Annotated in this window: 16 protein-coding genes and 2 tRNA genes; 11 read left to right on the plus strand and 7 right to left on the minus strand. The window is 71.4% G+C overall.

What is annotated here, in order from left to right:
* From AC3EU2_RS14455 to AC3EU2_RS14465, 3 genes are all read left to right on the plus strand, one after another.
* Positions 1–660, plus strand: coding sequence for an FMN reductase (locus AC3EU2_RS14455; RefSeq protein ID WP_488176987.1), 660 nt, complete (start codon positions 1–3; stop codon positions 658–660).
* Between the two features lie 218 nt (positions 661–878).
* Complete coding sequence (locus tag AC3EU2_RS14460) at positions 879–1,082, plus strand: cold-shock protein (protein WP_035934215.1); 204 nt, start codon at positions 879–881, stop codon at positions 1,080–1,082.
* A 129-nt stretch (positions 1,083–1,211) separates the two neighbouring features.
* Complete coding sequence (locus tag AC3EU2_RS14465; RefSeq protein ID WP_488176988.1) at positions 1,212–2,981, plus strand: sigma factor-like helix-turn-helix DNA-binding protein; 1,770 nt, start codon at positions 1,212–1,214, stop codon at positions 2,979–2,981.
* On the opposite strand, the gene AC3EU2_RS14470 is transcribed toward AC3EU2_RS14465, so the two are convergent.
* Positions 2,961–3,797, minus strand: coding sequence for a sulfurtransferase (locus AC3EU2_RS14470; protein WP_488176989.1), 837 nt, complete (start codon positions 3,795–3,797; stop codon positions 2,961–2,963). The two genes, AC3EU2_RS14465 and AC3EU2_RS14470, sit on opposite strands and share 21 nt — an antisense overlap.
* A gap of 34 nt (positions 3,798–3,831) precedes the next feature.
* Here AC3EU2_RS14470 and dusB point away from each other — a divergent pair, with 34 nt between their 5' ends.
* Together dusB and AC3EU2_RS14480 are read left to right on the plus strand one after the other, a co-directional pair.
* Positions 3,832–5,046 (plus strand): tRNA dihydrouridine synthase DusB, encoded by a 1,215-nt coding sequence (gene dusB / locus AC3EU2_RS14475; RefSeq protein WP_488176990.1) that lies wholly within the window; start codon positions 3,832–3,834, stop codon positions 5,044–5,046.
* Positions 5,047–5,058: 12 nt separating this feature from the next.
* On the plus strand, positions 5,059–5,751 hold the full coding sequence (locus tag AC3EU2_RS14480; protein WP_488176991.1) for a YdeI/OmpD-associated family protein: 693 nt from the start codon (positions 5,059–5,061) through the stop codon (positions 5,749–5,751).
* Here the strand turns inward: AC3EU2_RS14480 and AC3EU2_RS14485 are convergent, their stop codons facing one another.
* Positions 5,752–6,552 carry a hypothetical protein gene (locus tag AC3EU2_RS14485; RefSeq protein WP_488176992.1) on the minus strand — a complete coding sequence of 267 codons (801 nt, stop codon included), beginning with the start codon at positions 6,550–6,552 and terminating at the stop codon, positions 5,752–5,754. It lies immediately after the preceding gene.
* A 99-nt stretch (positions 6,553–6,651) separates the two neighbouring features.
* Between AC3EU2_RS14485 and AC3EU2_RS14490 the strand changes: the two genes are divergently transcribed.
* Positions 6,652–7,878 carry a deoxyguanosinetriphosphate triphosphohydrolase gene (locus tag AC3EU2_RS14490; RefSeq protein ID WP_488176993.1) on the plus strand — a complete coding sequence of 409 codons (1,227 nt, stop codon included), beginning with the start codon at positions 6,652–6,654 and terminating at the stop codon, positions 7,876–7,878.
* A 76-nt stretch (positions 7,879–7,954) separates the two neighbouring features.
* On the opposite strand, the gene AC3EU2_RS14495 is transcribed toward AC3EU2_RS14490, so the two are convergent.
* Positions 7,955–8,086: a hypothetical protein gene (locus AC3EU2_RS14495; protein ID WP_488176994.1), complete on the minus strand. Its 132-nt coding sequence runs from the start codon at positions 8,084–8,086 to the stop codon at positions 7,955–7,957.
* Between the two features lie 102 nt (positions 8,087–8,188).
* Here AC3EU2_RS14495 and dnaG point away from each other — a divergent pair, with 102 nt between their 5' ends.
* The 3 genes from dnaG to AC3EU2_RS14510 all read left to right on the plus strand — a co-directional run bounded on the left by dnaG (position 8,189) and on the right by AC3EU2_RS14510 (position 11,018).
* Positions 8,189–10,138 (plus strand): DNA primase, encoded by a 1,950-nt coding sequence (dnaG, locus tag AC3EU2_RS14500; RefSeq protein ID WP_488176995.1) that lies wholly within the window; start codon positions 8,189–8,191, stop codon positions 10,136–10,138.
* Positions 10,135–10,671 carry a hypothetical protein gene (locus tag AC3EU2_RS14505; RefSeq protein WP_488176996.1) on the plus strand — a complete coding sequence of 179 codons (537 nt, stop codon included), beginning with the start codon at positions 10,135–10,137 and terminating at the stop codon, positions 10,669–10,671. The genes dnaG and AC3EU2_RS14505 overlap by 4 nt, the downstream gene beginning before the upstream one ends.
* Before the next feature lie 274 nt (positions 10,672–10,945).
* Positions 10,946–11,018 (plus strand) — tRNA-Asn (locus AC3EU2_RS14510).
* A gap of 56 nt (positions 11,019–11,074) precedes the next feature.
* Here the strand turns inward: AC3EU2_RS14510 and AC3EU2_RS14515 are convergent.
* From AC3EU2_RS14515 to AC3EU2_RS14530, 4 genes are all read right to left on the minus strand, one after another.
* Positions 11,075–11,950, minus strand: a complete 876-nt coding sequence (locus AC3EU2_RS14515) for an amino acid ABC transporter permease (protein ID WP_488176997.1) — start codon at positions 11,948–11,950, stop codon at positions 11,075–11,077.
* Positions 11,947–12,624, minus strand: a complete 678-nt coding sequence (locus AC3EU2_RS14520) for an amino acid ABC transporter permease (RefSeq protein WP_488176998.1) — start codon at positions 12,622–12,624, stop codon at positions 11,947–11,949. The genes AC3EU2_RS14515 and AC3EU2_RS14520 overlap by 4 nt, the downstream gene beginning before the upstream one ends.
* Positions 12,625–12,720: 96 nt before the next feature.
* Entirely contained in the window at positions 12,721–13,575 is an 855-nt protein-coding gene (locus tag AC3EU2_RS14525; protein ID WP_488176999.1) for a glutamate ABC transporter substrate-binding protein, read from the minus strand.
* Between the two features lie 67 nt (positions 13,576–13,642).
* On the minus strand, positions 13,643–14,383 hold the full coding sequence (locus tag AC3EU2_RS14530; protein WP_488177000.1) for an amino acid ABC transporter ATP-binding protein: 741 nt from the start codon (positions 14,381–14,383) through the stop codon (positions 13,643–13,645).
* Between the two features lie 123 nt (positions 14,384–14,506).
* On the opposite strand from AC3EU2_RS14530, the gene AC3EU2_RS14535 reads away from it, so the two are divergent.
* Both AC3EU2_RS14535 and AC3EU2_RS14540 read left to right on the plus strand, forming a co-directional pair.
* Positions 14,507–14,583 (plus strand) — tRNA-Ile (locus tag AC3EU2_RS14535).
* A 257-nt stretch (positions 14,584–14,840) separates the two neighbouring features.
* Positions 14,841–15,356 carry a DUF3145 domain-containing protein gene (locus AC3EU2_RS14540; protein WP_488177001.1) on the plus strand — a complete coding sequence of 172 codons (516 nt, stop codon included), beginning with the start codon at positions 14,841–14,843 and terminating at the stop codon, positions 15,354–15,356.
* The last annotated feature ends 45 nt before the right edge of the window (positions 15,357–15,401 follow it).

Consider the following 15,401-nt stretch of genomic DNA (forward strand, 5'->3'; position numbering starts at 1 on the left):
GTGACCCGTCGCATCGTCGCCGTCTCCGCCGGCCTGTCCGAGCCGAGCTCGACGCGCCTGCTCGCCGACCGCCTCCTCGAGGCCGCCGACCGCCACGTCACCGCCCACGGTGAGGACGTCACGGTCGAGGTCGTCGAGCTCCGCCCCCTGGCCCGGCTCATCGCCGACCAGATGCTCACCCGGTTTCCCAGCGGCGAGCTCACCTCGGCGATCGAGAAGGTCCTCGCCGCCGACGCCCTCGTCGCCGTCTCACCGGTGTTCTCGGGGTCCTACAGCGGGCTGTTCAAGTCGTTCTTCGACAATCTCGACGTCGGCGCGCTCGACGGCACGCCGGTGCTCATCGGCGCGACCGGAGGGTCGGCGCGGCATTCGCTCATGCTCGAGCACGCGATGCGTCCCCTCTTCTCCTACCTGCACTCGGCGGTCGTCCCGACGGCCGTCATGGCGGCGACGGACGACTTCGGGACAACGGGCCTCGACCGCCGGATCGACCGTGCCGCAGCCGAACTCGTCACGATGATGCTCGTGTCGCCGGGCAGCGAGTCGTCGCGCCGGGGCGGGTTCCTGCCAGCTGAGGCGGAGCAGCGCGAGGCCGGTTTCACCGACCGGTTCGACGAGGTCACCGACTTCAGCGAGCTGCTCCACCGGGCGTCGTCCTGACCCCTGCGGTGCGACTCGCCGGGGCTGAGTTGGCCTCGATGACAAATCCGTGCCCGAGTGCTGCTAACGTCATCCTCGTTGCCTTTCTAGTCCACGTCCTACGTGGCCGACACGACCAACTCATCCGCGCCACCAGTTTCGCGTGTGTGACCGGGTCGGAGAATCGGCGGCATGAGTTCTCCACACGGGAGTTCTCGCAACACAGATAGGCAACACCAGTGGCAACCGGCACCGTGAAGTGGTTCAACAGCGAAAAGGGCTTCGGCTTCATCGAGCAGGACGGCGGCGGCGCTGACGTCTTCGTTCACTACTCGGCCATCGAGAGCGGCGGCTACCGCGAGCTCCAGGAAGGCCAGAAGGTCGAGTTCGACGTCACGCAGGGCCCTAAGGGTCCGCAGGCTGAGAAGGTCAAGGGTCTCTGACCTCTAGCACCTTCGAGACTCCGATCTCAGCGAAGGCCCCCCGACCGCAAGGTCGGGGGGCCTTCGTCATGCCCGGGGCGCGGGGCGCGTTCCTTCTCGTATGCCGCCGGGGTGGGAGACAGTGTCAGGGTGACCGGTCCGCTGTTCGAGGTCGACGACGAGTTCGCCGACTTCGTCCGGGCGCGCCAGCACCAGCTGCTCCGGGCGGCCTACCTCCTCCGGGGTGACGAGCAGGAGGCCGAGCGCCTCGTGCGCGGCGCGTTCACGACGCTGTCCCTGCGCTGGCGCACCGTCCGGGACGAGGACCTCGACGCCTTCGTCCGTCGCGTCCTGTACCGCGACGCCACCTCCCGGCGGTCGAGGCGACATGCGCGTCCCTCCGCCCGTGGGACCCCGTCGGGGCCGGCGCCGGATGGGCTCCTGGTCGCCCTCGCCGCGCTGTCCCCGCGACAGCGCGCCGTGATCGTGCTGCGCCACTTCGAGCAGCGCACCGAGCACGACAGCGCGGAGGCGCTCGGCATCTCAGCGCACGCGGTGGCCGCGCAGGAGCGCGCGGCCCGCCAGCACCTTGACGAGCTCCTGCCCCGACTCGGGGGTGGCCCCGGCCGGGGTCTCGACGCGGCGGACCTCGCGCGCGCCCTCGACGAGGCGTCCGCGCAGGTCGAGGAGCGCGACGTCGTCGAGGCCGCCCGCGAGGCGGCGCGGGCCCACCGTCGGCGACGGCGCCGGATCGGGGCGGCGGGCCTCGCCGCCGTCACCGCCGTCGTCGTGGGCGCGGCCGTCGTGCCGCGCGGTCGCGACCTCGCGGACCCGCCGACCGTGGAGCGCACGTCCCCCGATCCGTCCGTGGCGGCCGAGTGGGACCCGAGCGAGGTCGACGTGCTCGGGCTCGCCGCCCAGGTGGGCCCGACGGCCCGCCAGCTGGCATCGCTGCCGACGATCACCGACCTCACGAGGCGCCAGCTCGCGCTCCCGGAGGTGCTGGCCTTCGGGCCCGACACCCGCATTCCCACCCTCAGCGAGGTCGGCGGCAGCGGTGCGCCGGTCCGGGCGGTCCTGCTGCGGCACAGCCCACAGGGTCTGCGCGCCGTGCTCGTCCGCCCGACCCTGGCCAACCCCTACGTGCTCGTGGACAGCGTCCCGCTCGTGTCGACCCTCGACGAGGGCGGCAACACCTCCGAACCGCTCGAGGTCAAGGCCATCGCCGACGACCGCCGCCACGTGATGTTCGTCCAGCCCGGGAAGGTGCTCGTCCTCGACGCCTTCACGGCGGAGGTCCGCTCGTTCCCCGTCCCCGACCGCTACCTCGAGGAGGGGGGCTGGGTGGGCACCGAGGTCATCGTGTGGTCCGGCACCTACCGCTGGCGGATCTCACCCGACACCGGCGAGGTAGCGCGCCTCGGACAGGCGGCCTACGCCGGGCGCCACGAGCTCGAGGTCGTGGGCGCCGACGGGCTCCGGATCCAGGGGTTCGACGCCCGCGGGACCGGGTCCTCGAGCCGCACCGGGCCCGGCGTGCTCAGCGGGGTGTGGGGAGCGACGTTCACCAACGACGACGGCCGGCTCGCCGTGGGCGGCTTCCTGAGCGAGGCCGCAGCGCTCGAGCTGAACCGGCAACGCCCCATGCGGCTGTTCCAGGGCGTGTTCACGCTCGACGCCGAGACGGGGGCGTCAGGCCGCCTTCTCGTCGCGCCGGGGAGCGAGGGCGTCCGCACGGGGTGCTGCGAGGTCCTCGGGTGGGCCTACCAGGACGAGGTCCTCGTGCGCTGGCGGGACACCGACCTGCTCATCTGGAATGCGCGCACCGGAGCCCTCCGGCGCGTGTCGACCCTGCCCGGACGCCAGCAGGACCCCCCGCTCGTCGACAGCGCCGCGTCGTCAGTCGCCCTCGCCCCCTGAGCCGGTCGCGACGGGCCGGTCCGGGTCGGTGACCCAGTGGCTCCACGAGCCGACGTAGGGCGTCGCCTCGACGCCAGCGAGGTGCAGCGCCAGGGCGGTGTGCGCCGCGGTCACCCCCGACCCGCAGGTGGTCCCGACCTGCGTCGAGCCGTCCGCACCGAGGCCGCTGAAGTAGGCCCGCAGCTGATCGGGTGTGCGGAAGCGGCCGTCGCCGTCGAGCTGGTCGGCCATGGGGGCGTTGCGCGCGCCGGGGATGTGGCCGGCGACCGGGTCGATCGGCTCGGTCTCGCCCCGGAACCGCCCCGCCGTGCGGGAGTCGAGGAGTATGCCGTCCCGCGCCGTCCGCGCGGCGCCCTCCGCGTCGAGGACGGGGAGGGAGCCGGGGGTCACCACCACGTCGCCGGGTGTCGGCGAGGGAGCCCTGTCGGTCACGGCGAACCCGGCGGCCCGCCACGCGGCCAGCCCGCCGTCGAGGACGCGGACGTCGGTGAGGCCCGCCCATCGCAGGACCCACCAGGCCCGGGCGGAGGCGAGCGAGGTCTGCTGGTCGTAGACGACGAGGGAGTCGCCGTCGCGGACCCCGACGGCGCGCAGTCCGGCCTCGAGCACGGACGGCTCCGGCAGCGGGTGGCGACCTCCCGGGCCGGGTGTACCCGCGAGCACGGCGTCGAGGTCGAGGTGAGGGGCACCCGGGAGGTGCGCCGCGGCATACAGGGCAGGTCCGTCGCCGGACAGCGTGTACTGGACGTCGAGGACACGCACGCTGCCGGCCTCGACGAGGGAGGCGAGCCCGGCGGGCGTGAGGAGCGTGGACATTGCTCCAGTCAACCAGTGGGAGAATCGTGCAGCGATGACTGCTGCACCCACCACCACGCCGACGCCCGTCCTGCCCCCGCTGCAGATCGGGCGGCACACGATCGGGTCACCCGTCGTGCTCGCCCCGATGGCGGGCATCACCAACCGGGCGTTCCGCCGGATCTGTCGCGAGTACGGCTCGGCCGGCTCCGGGACCGGTGGCGCGAGCGGTGCGACGAGTCTCTACGTCAACGAGATGGTCACCTCGCGCGCGCTCGTCGAGCGGACCCCCGAGACGATGCGCCTCATCAGCCACGGACCGGAGGAGCACCCGCGCTCGGTCCAGCTGTACTCGGTCGACCCCGTCACCGCCGGTCTCGCCGCGCGGATGCTCGTCACCGAGGACCTCGCCGACCACATCGACCTCAACTTCGGCTGCCCCGTGCCCAAGGTGACCCGCAAGGGCGGGGGAGCGGCCCTCCCGTGGAAGACCGAGCTGTTTCGGGGCATCGTCAGCGCCGTCGTCCGGGAGGCGCAGCGCCACGACGTTCCGGTGACCGTCAAGATGCGGATCGGCATCGACGCCGATCACGTCACCTACCTCGAGGCGGGCCGGATCGCCGAGGGCGAGGGCGTTGCCGCCGTCGCGCTGCACGGACGGACCGCGGCCCAGGCCTACTCGGGCCAGGCCGACTGGTCCGCCATCGCGCGTCTCAAGGAGGCCGTGACGAGCGTGCCCGTGCTCGGCAACGGCGACATCTGGTCCGCGGACGACGCGCTCGAGATGGTCCGCCAGACCGGCTGCGACGGCGTCGTCGTGGGCCGCGGATGCCTCGGGCGACCGTGGCTCTTCACCGACCTCGCCGCCGCGTTCGCCGGGAGGACGGCACGGGTCCAGCCCGGTCTGCGCGAGGTGACCGACACCCTCTCGCGGCACGCGCGTCTGCTCGTCGACTTCTACGACGGCGACGAGCAACGCGGCTGCCGCGACATCCGCAAGCACATCGCCTGGTACCTCAAGGGCTTCCCCGCCGGGTCGACCGTCCGCAACCAGCTCGCCCTCGTCGACAGCCTCCAGGCGCTCGACGACCTCATCGGCAGCATGGACCTCGACGCACCCTGGCCGGGTGAGCCCGCCGAGGGGCAGCGCGGCCGTGCCGGGTCGCCGCGGGTCGTGGCCCTGCCCGAGAACTGGCTGCGCTCGCGGGAGCTCGATGATGCCCAGCGCGCCCAGATCGCGCAGGCCGAGCTCTCCGTCTCCGGCGGCTGACAGGATGGCCCCATGGGCCAGATCGGGGTGCCGGGAGGGTCGGCCGAGAGGCCGGCGACGTTCTTCCGCGACGCGGCGGAGTTCCGCGCGTGGCTGGAGGAGAACCACGAGAGCGCGACCGAGCTGTGGATGGGGCTGCACAGGAAGCACGTGAGCGAACGGGGGCTCACCTGGGAGGAGGCCGTACCCGTCGCGCTCTGCTACGGCTGGATCGACAGCGTCTCCCAGGGCATCGACGAGGACAGCCGGCGGCAGCGGTGGACGCCTCGCAAGAACGCGAGCACGTGGAGCGCGGTCAACATCGCCCACGTCGAGCGGCTCACGGCAGCGGGCCTCATGCGACCGGCGGGGATCGCCGCCTTCGAGAGGCGCATCCCGGAGCGCAGCGGGATCTACGCCTACGAGGCCGGGCGCGAGCTCGACGAGTCCCAGCGGGCACGGCTGCTGGCCCACCCGGCGGCGGCGGCGTTCTGGGAGGCGGCGACGCCGACCTACCGGCGGATCGCCGAGAACTGGGTGGTCACGGCCAAGCGCGAGGACACCCGCGAGAAGCGTCTGGCCCAGCTCGTCGACGACTGTGCGCACGGCCGCCTCATCACCGGTCAGCGCTACGGCGCCACACCGAAGTGGGTCGAGCAGGCGGCCGCGGCCGCCGCAGCGGCGGGTGGCGCCGGCGATGGCACCGGCGGTGGTGACGAGGGCTAGCTAGCCGCCGGGTCGGTCCACGAGGTTCTCCGGCGGCGGCAGCGCCTCGAGGGCGAAGCCCCACTGCGAGAACACCGAGGACGTGACCCGGTCGCCGATCGTCACGACGAGCTCGACGGGCCGCTCCTCGCCGTCCGCGCAGAGGCGCGCGGCCGCCGCACCCGCGTCCGCGCCGGTAGGCGTGGGGCCGGGCGAGGGCGGGTCGTCGGGCTCGGCGCCGGCGTCGATGTCGGTCTGGGTCTCGGCCAGGGCGAGGGCCTCGACCGGGTCGAGGACGAACGCGTGGCAGGTGGCCGGCACGTCCCGCACGGTCTCCTCGCTCGGCGCGGCCACCGACCTGGCGGCGTCGAGCACCCCGAGCAGCCCCTCGGGCGTGAGGCGACGCAGGTGTGCTGCGGTGTCGGTGTCCCCGAGCCGGCTCCACCGGTTCCTCGACTTCCGCTCGCTCTGGTCCTTGAGGTGACCCACCCCGTCCACGACGTTGAGGGTCCAGATGGCGTCGCCGACGTGGAGCACGCGGGCGGACGCCGGCGTCGTGAAGGCGACCTCGATGTCCTCGTGAGTCCACTCGTCCCCGTCCTGCGTGGTCCGGGTGACGACGACCGAGCCGGCACGCTGCGTCGCGTCCAGGGCGGCCGAGACGACGTCGGCGGGGTCCCGGGTCGGCGACGGCGCGGGCCCCGGTGCGTCGAGGGACGGCGCGGAGGGCGACGGCGACGACGCGGGGGCGCCGAGGGACGGTGGGGGGACGGGTCGGCCCCCGCTGGCGCACGCCCCGAGGACGAGGACGGGAGCCAGCACGCCAGCCACCCGGAGCACCACTGCGCGCACCGCCACCTCTTCCACACTCGGAGTCAGGGCCACCCTATGCGGCGACCCTCGACCCTCTAGGGTCGTCGGGTGACGTACACCGCCCGTGACCGGGAGCGATGGGTCGCCGAGGACCCGGCCCACAAGCGCGCCGACCGCGACGACTTCGCCCGCGACCGGGCCCGGCTCGTCCACTCCGCGTCGCTGCGCCGGCTGTCCGCCAAGACGCAGGTGCTCCAGCCCGGCAGCGACGACTTCGTCCGCAACCGCCTCACGCACAGCCTCGAGGTGGCGCAGATCGGGCGGGAGTTCGGCGCCGCGCTCGGCTGCGACGCCGACGTCGTCGACACCGCCTGCCTCGCGCACGACCTCGGTCACCCGCCGTTCGGCCACAACGGGGAGACGGCGCTCAACGCCATCGCCGCCGACATCGGTGGGTTCGAGGGCAACGCCCAGACGCTGCGCATCCTCACCCGGCTCGAGCCGAAGCGCTTCCAGGCGGACGGCCGACCGGCGGGACTCAACCTCACCCGGGCCTCTCTCGACGCGGCCACGAAGTACCCGTGGGTCCGCGGTGAGGCGCCGACGCCGACCGCCAAGTTCGGCGTGTACGCCGACGACCTCCCGGTCTTCGACTGGTTCCGGGCCGGCGCCCCCGCCACCCAGCGCGCCTTCGAGGCCGAGGTCATGGACTGGTCCGACGACGTCGCCTACTCGGTGCACGACGTCGAGGACGCCATCGCCTCCGGCCGGCTCGACCCCCGGCTCCTGCTCGACGGCACCGACGTCGACAGGGTGCTCGAGGTCGCGACCGCCGCCTACGCGACCGACCTCACCACCGACGCCCTCGGCGCCGCGCTGGAACGGATCATCGCCACGGGCACCGTGCCGACGGCATACGCCGGGACGCGGGTCGACCTCGCCCGCCTCAAGGACATGACCTCGAGGCTCATCGGCCGCTTCGTCCACGCCGTGGAGATCGCCACACGCGAGCGGCACGGCATGGGAGACCTCGTGCGCCTCGAGGCCGACCTCGTCGTGCCCGACGACACTCGGGCGGAGTGCGCGGTCCTCAAGGCGGTCGCGGCGCACTTCGTCATGAACGTCGCCGAGCGGGTCGAGCTCATGGCGGGGGAGCGCGACATCGTCGCCGACCTCGTCACGGCCTACCGGGACGACCCCTCGCGCCTGGACGCCGACCTGCTGGCCGACCACGAGGCCGCGCCCCACGACGAGGCGGCGCTGCGGGTCGTCGTCGACCAGGTCGCCTCGCTCACCGACGTCCGGGCGCGTCACCTCCACCGCGCCTGGTGCTGACGGCGTCAGCGCACGACGTCGAAGACGGTGAGCTGTACCCCGTTGGCGTATGCCGCGTGCTCCGCCAGCGTGAACCTCACCTTCGCGGCATCGGCCGCCCAGGACGGTCCGCGAACTCGCCCATCGTCGGCCAGATGGGGGCGAACTCGTCGTAGCTCTGCCGACCGAGCAGCAGGCAGCCGGCCTCCTGCTGCTCGGGGGCTGTCACGGTTCCACGAACGGGACGCGGGGGATACGACAGCGGCACGGAAATCTCCTCGCGGCATACTGAACACGCACACGGGAGCACACGAGGACAGGAGGAGCGCGCGTGGCGGGCAGGATCAATGCCGACGACATCCAGGCCGTCAAGGAGCGCTCCTCGATCGAGGACGTCGTGCGCGACCACGTCACCCTCCGGCCTGGCGGGGTCGGCTCGCTCAAGGGCCTGTGCCCCTTCCACGACGAGAAGACCCCCTCCTTCACGGTGCGACCCACGGTGGGCGCGTACCACTGCTTCGGGTGCGGTGAGGGTGGCGACGTCATCTCGTTCGTCCAGAAGGTCGAGCACCTCACCTTCGCCGAGTCGGTGGAGCGCCTCGCGGCCAAGATCGGCATGGAGCTGCGCTACGAGGAGGGTGGTCGGCGTGAGGACGGCGGTGGCATCGGCCGGCGCTCCAGGCTCATCGAGGCGCACCGCGTCGCCGAGGAGTTCTACGCCGCGGCGCTCGTCGACCGGCCCGACGCCCGGCCCGCCCGCGACTTCATGCGCGAGCGCGGGTTCAACCGCGCCGTCGCCGAGCAGTTCGGCATGGGCTTCGCGCCCCGCGGTGGCGAGGACCTGACCCGCCACCTGCGTGAGAAGGGCTTCAGCGAGGACGAGATGGTCACCGCCGGGCTGTCCGGTCGGGGCAGCCGCGGGCTCTACGACCGCTTCCGCGGCCGGCTCGTCTGGCCGATCCGGGACGTCACCGGCGACACGGTCGGGTTCGGGGCGCGACGCCTGCTCGACGACGACCGGATCGCGGCCAAGTACCTCAACACCTCCGAGACGCCGATCTACAAGAAGTCGACGGTGCTCTATGGCCTCGACGCCGCGAAGAAGTCGATCGCCACCGAGCGCCGCGCCGTCATCGTCGAGGGGTACACCGACGTCATGGCCGCCCACCTGGCCGGCGTCGAGGGCGCGGTGGCGACCTGTGGCACCGCCTTCGGCATCGACCACATCAAGATCCTGCGACGGATCATGCGGGACGAGGCCGACGGCGCCCCCGCCAAGGTGATCTTCACCTTCGACGGCGACGCGGCCGGGCAGAAGGCCGCGATGAAGGCGTTCGGGGAGGACCAGCGGTGGGCCTCGCAGTCATTCGTCGCGGTCGCGCCCGACGGCATGGACCCCTGCGACCTGCGCCTCGCCAAGGGCGACGACGCCGTCCGGGCCCTCGTCGAGGACGCGGTCCCGATGTTCGAGTTCGCCGTCCGGACGACGATCACCCGCTTCGACCTCGAGACGGCCGAGGGGCGCGTCCAGGCGATGCAGGCGGTCGCCCCGATCATCAACTCGATCCGCGACTCGTCGCTGCGCCCCGAGTACATCCGCACCGTCGCCGGCATGCTCGGCGTCGAGGTCGAGCAGGTCCGCAGCGAGGTCCAGCGGGCTGGCCGGGCCAAGGCCCGTGAGGTGTCCGAGGGCGCCGCGACACGTCCCGGTGACCGCACGCCCGCCTCGACCGACGACGTGCCCGAGCCCAGCGACCAGGAGGGTGCGGCCGCGCTGCCCCAGCCCAACCTGCGCGACCCCATCGTGCGGACGGAGCGCCAGCTCCTCCAGGCCCTCCTCCAGTACCCCACGCGGTTCAACACCGAGACGATCGACGCGCTGCCGACGGTGGCGTTCACGGCGCCGGCGCACGCAGCCATCTTCGACGGGGTTCGGGCGGTGGCGTCGCGGGCCTCGCAGCTGTCCACGGCGGGCTGGACGTCCGCGGTGGCCGAGGCCGGCGCCCTCGCCGTGCGCGGACTGCTCGCCGAGCTGTCGGTCGCGCCGCTGCCGACCAAGGTCGACACCTCCACCGGCCTGCCGCCCCAGCGATATCTCGACTCGCTCGTCATCGGCGTCCACGACGCCGGCCTCAGCCGCCAGATCGCCGACGAGACCGCGGCCATCCGCCGCCTGCAGAACTCACCCGTACCCGACCAGGAGGCCCTGCGTGAGCGCTCCCGCAAGCTCATCGAGCTCGAGATGAACCGGGCCCGACTGCGCGACCGGCTCACCTCGTGAGCCCCGGCCGCTTCGCGCGCCTCGGCGGGATCGGTCGGCGCGGGCCGGAGGTGCCGGACGAGGTCCGCTCCGCCCTGGGTGGGCGTGCGGACGACGTCCTCTCGATCGCCCACGACCATCGCACCGGCGCGGAGCTCGTCGCGACGACGACGCACGTGTATGCCGTCTCCGCGGGTTCCGTGGTCCTCGACCGGCCGTGGCACATGGTCGACACGGGGTCGTGGAACGACGAGACCCGGCTGCTCACCGTCCAGTGGGTCGACCGGGCCCCGGCCACGGTGTGGGAGCTCGAGCAGCTCGGGACCTTCCCCCAGGTGTTGCGCGAACGGGTCCAGGCGAGCGTCGTGCTCGCCGACGAGGTCGACCTCGGGGCCAAACGACGGGCCCGCGTCGTCGTCCGCAAGGAGCTCGGCACCGGTGCCCTGCTGAGCCAGACCATTCTCGGCAAGGGTGTCCGGTCCAGTGACCCGGGCGTGCGCGAGGAGACCGGGGCCGCCCTCGACCGGCTCCGCGAGCAGGTCGGGCTCGACTGACCCGGTCGCGCCCCGCTGGTGGCGCTGGGCTGGCGCTGGGCTCGGCGGCACGAACAGGTTCGCGAACCCGTGAGGTGCTCGCGAACCGGTTCGATCAGGTTCGCGAGCGCGAGCAGGGTTCGCGAACCTGATCGTGCCCGCGGGGACGCGGCCAGCGGCGCCCGACGACCAGTCCGGGCGGCCGTTTTCGCCGAGGCCCACACCCTTTGCTATCGTTGCGCAGCGCGCCGCCCGCGGCACGCCGCCAAGCGGTGCCGGCACTGACGCATCGCATTCCCCTGTAGCTCAATTGGCAGAGCAGCCGACTGTTAATCGGCAGGTTGTTGGTTCGAGTCCAACCGGGGGAGCAGAGGCCGAAGGGCCCGGATCATCGCGATCCGGGCCCTTCGTCGTGTCCTGCGCGTCAGATCGTGTCGTCGACGATCGCACCGGGCAGGGGGAGCGCGGTCGTTCCACCGGCGGTTTTGCCGCGCTTGTTGATCCGTCGCTCGACCCGGCCCGCCACGAGCGTCAGCCCGTAGTTGAGCAGGATGAAGAGGATCGCACCGAGGATGTAGGCCGGGATGACGTTGCCGTACGCCGTGCCGACGTTCTTCACCTGGGACAGCAGCTCGATGTAGGGCAGCGCCGAGCCGAGCGCGCTGTCCTTGAGGATGACGACGAGCTGGCTGACCAGCGCCGGCAGCATCGCGGTGAGCGCCTGGGGGAGCTCGATCGAGCGGAGCGACTGCGAGCGGGTGAGCCCGACGGACAGGCCGGCCTCGCGCTGCCCCTTCGGCAGCCCGAAGACGCCGGATCGGACGAGCTCGGCGATGACCGAGCCGTTGTAGAGCGTCAGGGCGATGACGGTGGCCGCGAACGCGTAGTTCTCGGCTCCGAAGAGGTCACGGGCCGCGATGAAGTAGAAGCCGAAGTACATCATCAGCAGGACCGGCACCGCGCGGAAGAACTCGACGACGACGCCGCAGACCCACCGGACGGGTGCGAGGTGCGAGAGCCGGCCGGTGCCGAAGAGGAGACCGAAGGCCACGGCACCGACGATGGACACGGCCGCGGCCTTGATCGTCGACCAGAGGCCCGGGACGAGGTACTCGGTCCACACGTCGGCCGTCGCCAGCGGGCTCCACAGGGAGCCCTCGAGCTGGCCCTGCTGCTCGAGCTTGCGCAGCACGAGGAAGGCGATCCCGAAGACGAACACGCCGCCGATGACGGTCAGGACGAGGTGGCGGACCCGGGCCTTCGGGCCCGGTGCGTCGAAGAGGATGTTCTGGGTGCTCATCGCTTCACCGCCAGCCGCTGCGACATCCACGTGAAGAGCAGGCCCGTGGGCAGGGTGAGGATGACGAACCCGACGGCGAAGATGAGGAACACCCCGAGCGAGGCGGTCTCGTTCTCCATGATCTCCTTCATCAGCCCGGAGGCCTCGGCGACTCCGATGATCGAGGCCACCGTCGTGTTCTTGATGAGGGCGATGAGGACCGAGCCCAGCGGTGCGATGGCGCCGCGGAAGGCCTGCGGCATGATCACCTGTGTCAGGCTCTGCCCGAAGGTCAACCCGATCGAGCGCGCGGCCTCGGCCTGGCCCAGCGGCACGGTGTTGACCCCCGAGCGGAGGGCCTCGCACACGAACGCCGCGTGGTAGACGGCCAGGCCCACGATCGCCCAGCGGATGTTGTTGTCCACGATCGACGTCGCCGACTGCTCGTCGGCGAGGCTGACCTGGAGGATGTAGAGGATGCCGAGCGAGCAGAAGACGAGGATGAGCGTCAGCGGGGTGTTGCGGACGATGTTGACGTACGTCGTCCCGGCCCAGCGGAGCACGCCGACGGGCGAGACGCGCATGACCGCGAGGACCGTGCCGATGACCAGGGCGCCGATGGCCGAGAAGAAGGCCAGGTAGATCGTCATCCAGAAGGCGTCGAGGACGTCGTAGTTCCTCAGGATCTCACCCATGGGTCACCCTTCAGGTGGGTTGGAGCGGGCGGCGGGTGCCGTCCGCCCACCCCGAGGTGAGCGGACGGCATACGCGATGGTTCGGAACGGTCAGCGTCAGGCGCAGGCGTCCGGGGTGGGCGGGTTGTTGGCGCCGGCCTTGTAGCCTGCCGGGCCGAGGTTGTCGTCGATCGCCTTCTGCCAGGCGCCGTCCTTGATGGCCTTGTTGATGGCGTCGGTGACCTTCTTGCAGGTCTCGACGTCACCCTTCTTCAGGCCCACGCCGTACTTCTCCTCGGAGAAGGGCTTGCCGACGACCTTGAACTTGCCCTTGAACTCGGCCTGGGCCGCGTAGCCGGCGAGGATCGTGTCGTCGGTCGTCAGGGCGTCGACGCCCTTGGCGGTCAGCGCCGGGAGGCACTCGGAGTACGTGGCGAACTCCTGGAGCTGGACCCCCGGGTACTTGTCCTTGACCTTCTGCGCGGAGGTCGAGCCCTTGACCGAGCAGAGTTTCTTGCCGGTGAGGGAGTCGGGGCCGGTGATGCTCGTGTCGTCGGAGCGCACGAGGAGGTCCTGGCCGGCGATGAAGTACGGGCCGGCGAAGCTGACCTTCTCCTTGCGGGCGTCGGTGATGGAGTAGGTCGCGAAGATCATGTCGACCTGACCGGTCGAGATGAGCGTCTCGCGCTGGGGGGAGGGGGCCTGGACCCACTCGATGTCGGCCTCGGCGGTGCCGAGCTCCTTGGCGACGTACTTGGCCATGTCGACGTCGAAGCCGGTGACGTCGGTGCCCTTCTTGAGGCCGAGGCCGGGCTGGTCGAACTTGATGCCGATCTTCAGCTTCTTGCCGCTGGTGGTCGCGCCCCCGCCGCCGGCGGCGTCGTCGTCACCGTTGTCGGAGCTCCCGCAGGCGCTCAGGCCGAGGGCGAGCGCCACGGCTGCGCCGATGGCGCCGATCCGTCGTGCATTCATCTGGTGTTCCTCCTGTGGTGGCGGCACCGAACGTGCCTGGATGTGGAGACGTGGAGTCGGTGGGTACTCAGTGGGTGAGGATCTTGGCGAGGAAGTCCTTGGCCCGGGCGCTGGTCGGGTGCGTGAAGAACTCCTCGGGGGTGTTCTGCTCGACGATCTGTCCGTCGGCCATGAACACGACGCGGTTGGCGGCCTTGCGGGCGAAGCCCATCTCGTGGGTGACGACGATCATCGTCATCCCGTCGCGGGCGAGCCCGACCATGACGTCGAGGACCTCGTTGATCATCTCGGGGTCGAGCGCCGACGTGGGCTCGTCGAACAGCATGACCTTCGGGTTCATTGCGAGCGAGCGGGCGATGGCGACGCGCTGCTGCTGTCCGCCGGACAGCTGCGCGGGGTACTTCTGGGCCTGCTGGGCGACACCCACCCGCTCGAGCAGCTCCATGCCGCGCTTCTCGGCCTCGTCCTTCTTCTGCTTGCGGACCTTGATCGGCCCGAGCGTGATGTTGTCGAGGATCGTCTTGTGCGCGAAGAGGTTGAAGGACTGGAACACCATCCCGACGTCGGCGCGCAGCTGGGCGAGCGCCTTGCCCTCCTCGGGGAGGGTCTTGCCGTCGATGGTGATGGAGCCGGACTCGATCGTCTCGAGCCGGTTGATGGCCCGGCACAGCGTGGACTTGCCCGAGCCGGACGGCCCGATGACCACGACCACCTCACCCTTGCCGATCTCCATGTCGATGTCCTTGAGGACGTGGAGGTCGCCGAAGTGCTTGTTGACGTCCTTGAGGACGACGAGGGGCTCAGTCATGAGCGGAAACCTACCGCTCCGGGTGCGCTGCCACGCGGCACTGCGCCGATGCGACACCGATTCGCAACGTCTCGACGGGTATGCCGTCGGCCGACCGCTCGCAGGTAGGCTCGGCCCGCTCGAGGGGCGGTAGCTCAGTCGGTCAGAGCAGCGGACTCATAATCCGTCGGTCCTGGGTTCAAGCCCCAGCCGCCCCACCAGTTCCCAGGCCCATGACTTGCTTTCTTCATGCCTCTGCTTCCTCAGACTCCCTCGGCTCTTGGCGTGTTCCGGAGGGTGTCAGTGGTGCTCATGGGGCATGATGAGCCCCATGGTTCACGAGTCCGCTCGTGAGGTCATTGACAACGGTGCTGACGGCACCTGCACAGCGAGCTGAGCGGCATACCGGACCGGTGCCCTCCGAGAACACGTGCGACGGCGTTGGGGAAGACGTCCCTTGCACGTGAAGGAGGCCAGGATGTCTGTCGCTACGCGACGTGTGTCGACCCGGGGAGTGGTGTTCATCCACTCGGCCCCGGCAGCGCTGTGCCCGCACATCACCTGGGCGCTCGAGTCCGCGACGGGCTCGCGCGTCACCATCGACTGGACCCCGCAGCCCGCTGCGCCCGGCCTCATGCGGGGCGAGTGGTCGTGGATCGGTGAGCAGGGGACCGGTGCCCGCCTCGCGAGCACGCTGCGCGGCTGGCAGGGGATGCGCTACGAGGTGACCGAGGACCCCAGCGCCGGCAGCGACGGCTCACGCTGGTCGCACACGCCGAGCCTGGGGATCCACCACACGTCGACCTCGGCGAGTGGGGACGCGGTCGTGGGCGAGGAGCGCCTCAAGGAGATCCTCATGCTCGCGCAGGGATCGCCCGATGCCATCGAGGAGATGATCGAGGAGGTTCTGGGTACGGAGTGGGACAACGAGCTCGAGGCGTTCCGCTACGCCGGCGACGGCGCGCCGGTGCGCTGGCTGCACCAGGTCGGCTGACCGACCACCGACGCCAACGACGACACGAGGCCCGCTCCCGTACAG

Source organism: Knoellia sp. B-D-2 (genome assembly GCF_057714695.1).

Excerpts from the sequence above, each read along its gene's own strand:
- dusB (WP_488176990.1), top strand. The coding sequence starts at position 3,832 with ATGACTGCTGCACCCACCACCACGCCGACGCCCGTCCTGCCCCCGCTG.
- AC3EU2_RS14470 (WP_488176989.1), bottom strand. The coding sequence starts at position 3,797 with ATGTCCACGCTCCTCACGCCCGCCGGGCTCGCCTCCCTCGTCGAGGCC.
- AC3EU2_RS14530 (WP_488177000.1), bottom strand. The coding sequence starts at position 14,383 with ATGACTGAGCCCCTCGTCGTCCTCAAGGACGTCAACAAGCACTTCGGC.
- AC3EU2_RS14515 (WP_488176997.1), bottom strand. The coding sequence starts at position 11,950 with ATGAGCACCCAGAACATCCTCTTCGACGCACCGGGCCCGAAGGCCCGG.
- AC3EU2_RS14525 (WP_488176999.1), bottom strand. The coding sequence starts at position 13,575 with ATGAATGCACGACGGATCGGCGCCATCGGCGCAGCCGTGGCGCTCGCC.
- AC3EU2_RS14520 (WP_488176998.1), bottom strand. The coding sequence starts at position 12,624 with ATGGGTGAGATCCTGAGGAACTACGACGTCCTCGACGCCTTCTGGATG.
- AC3EU2_RS14540 (WP_488177001.1), top strand. The coding sequence starts at position 14,841 with ATGTCTGTCGCTACGCGACGTGTGTCGACCCGGGGAGTGGTGTTCATC.
- AC3EU2_RS14480 (WP_488176991.1), top strand. The coding sequence starts at position 5,059 with ATGGGCCAGATCGGGGTGCCGGGAGGGTCGGCCGAGAGGCCGGCGACG.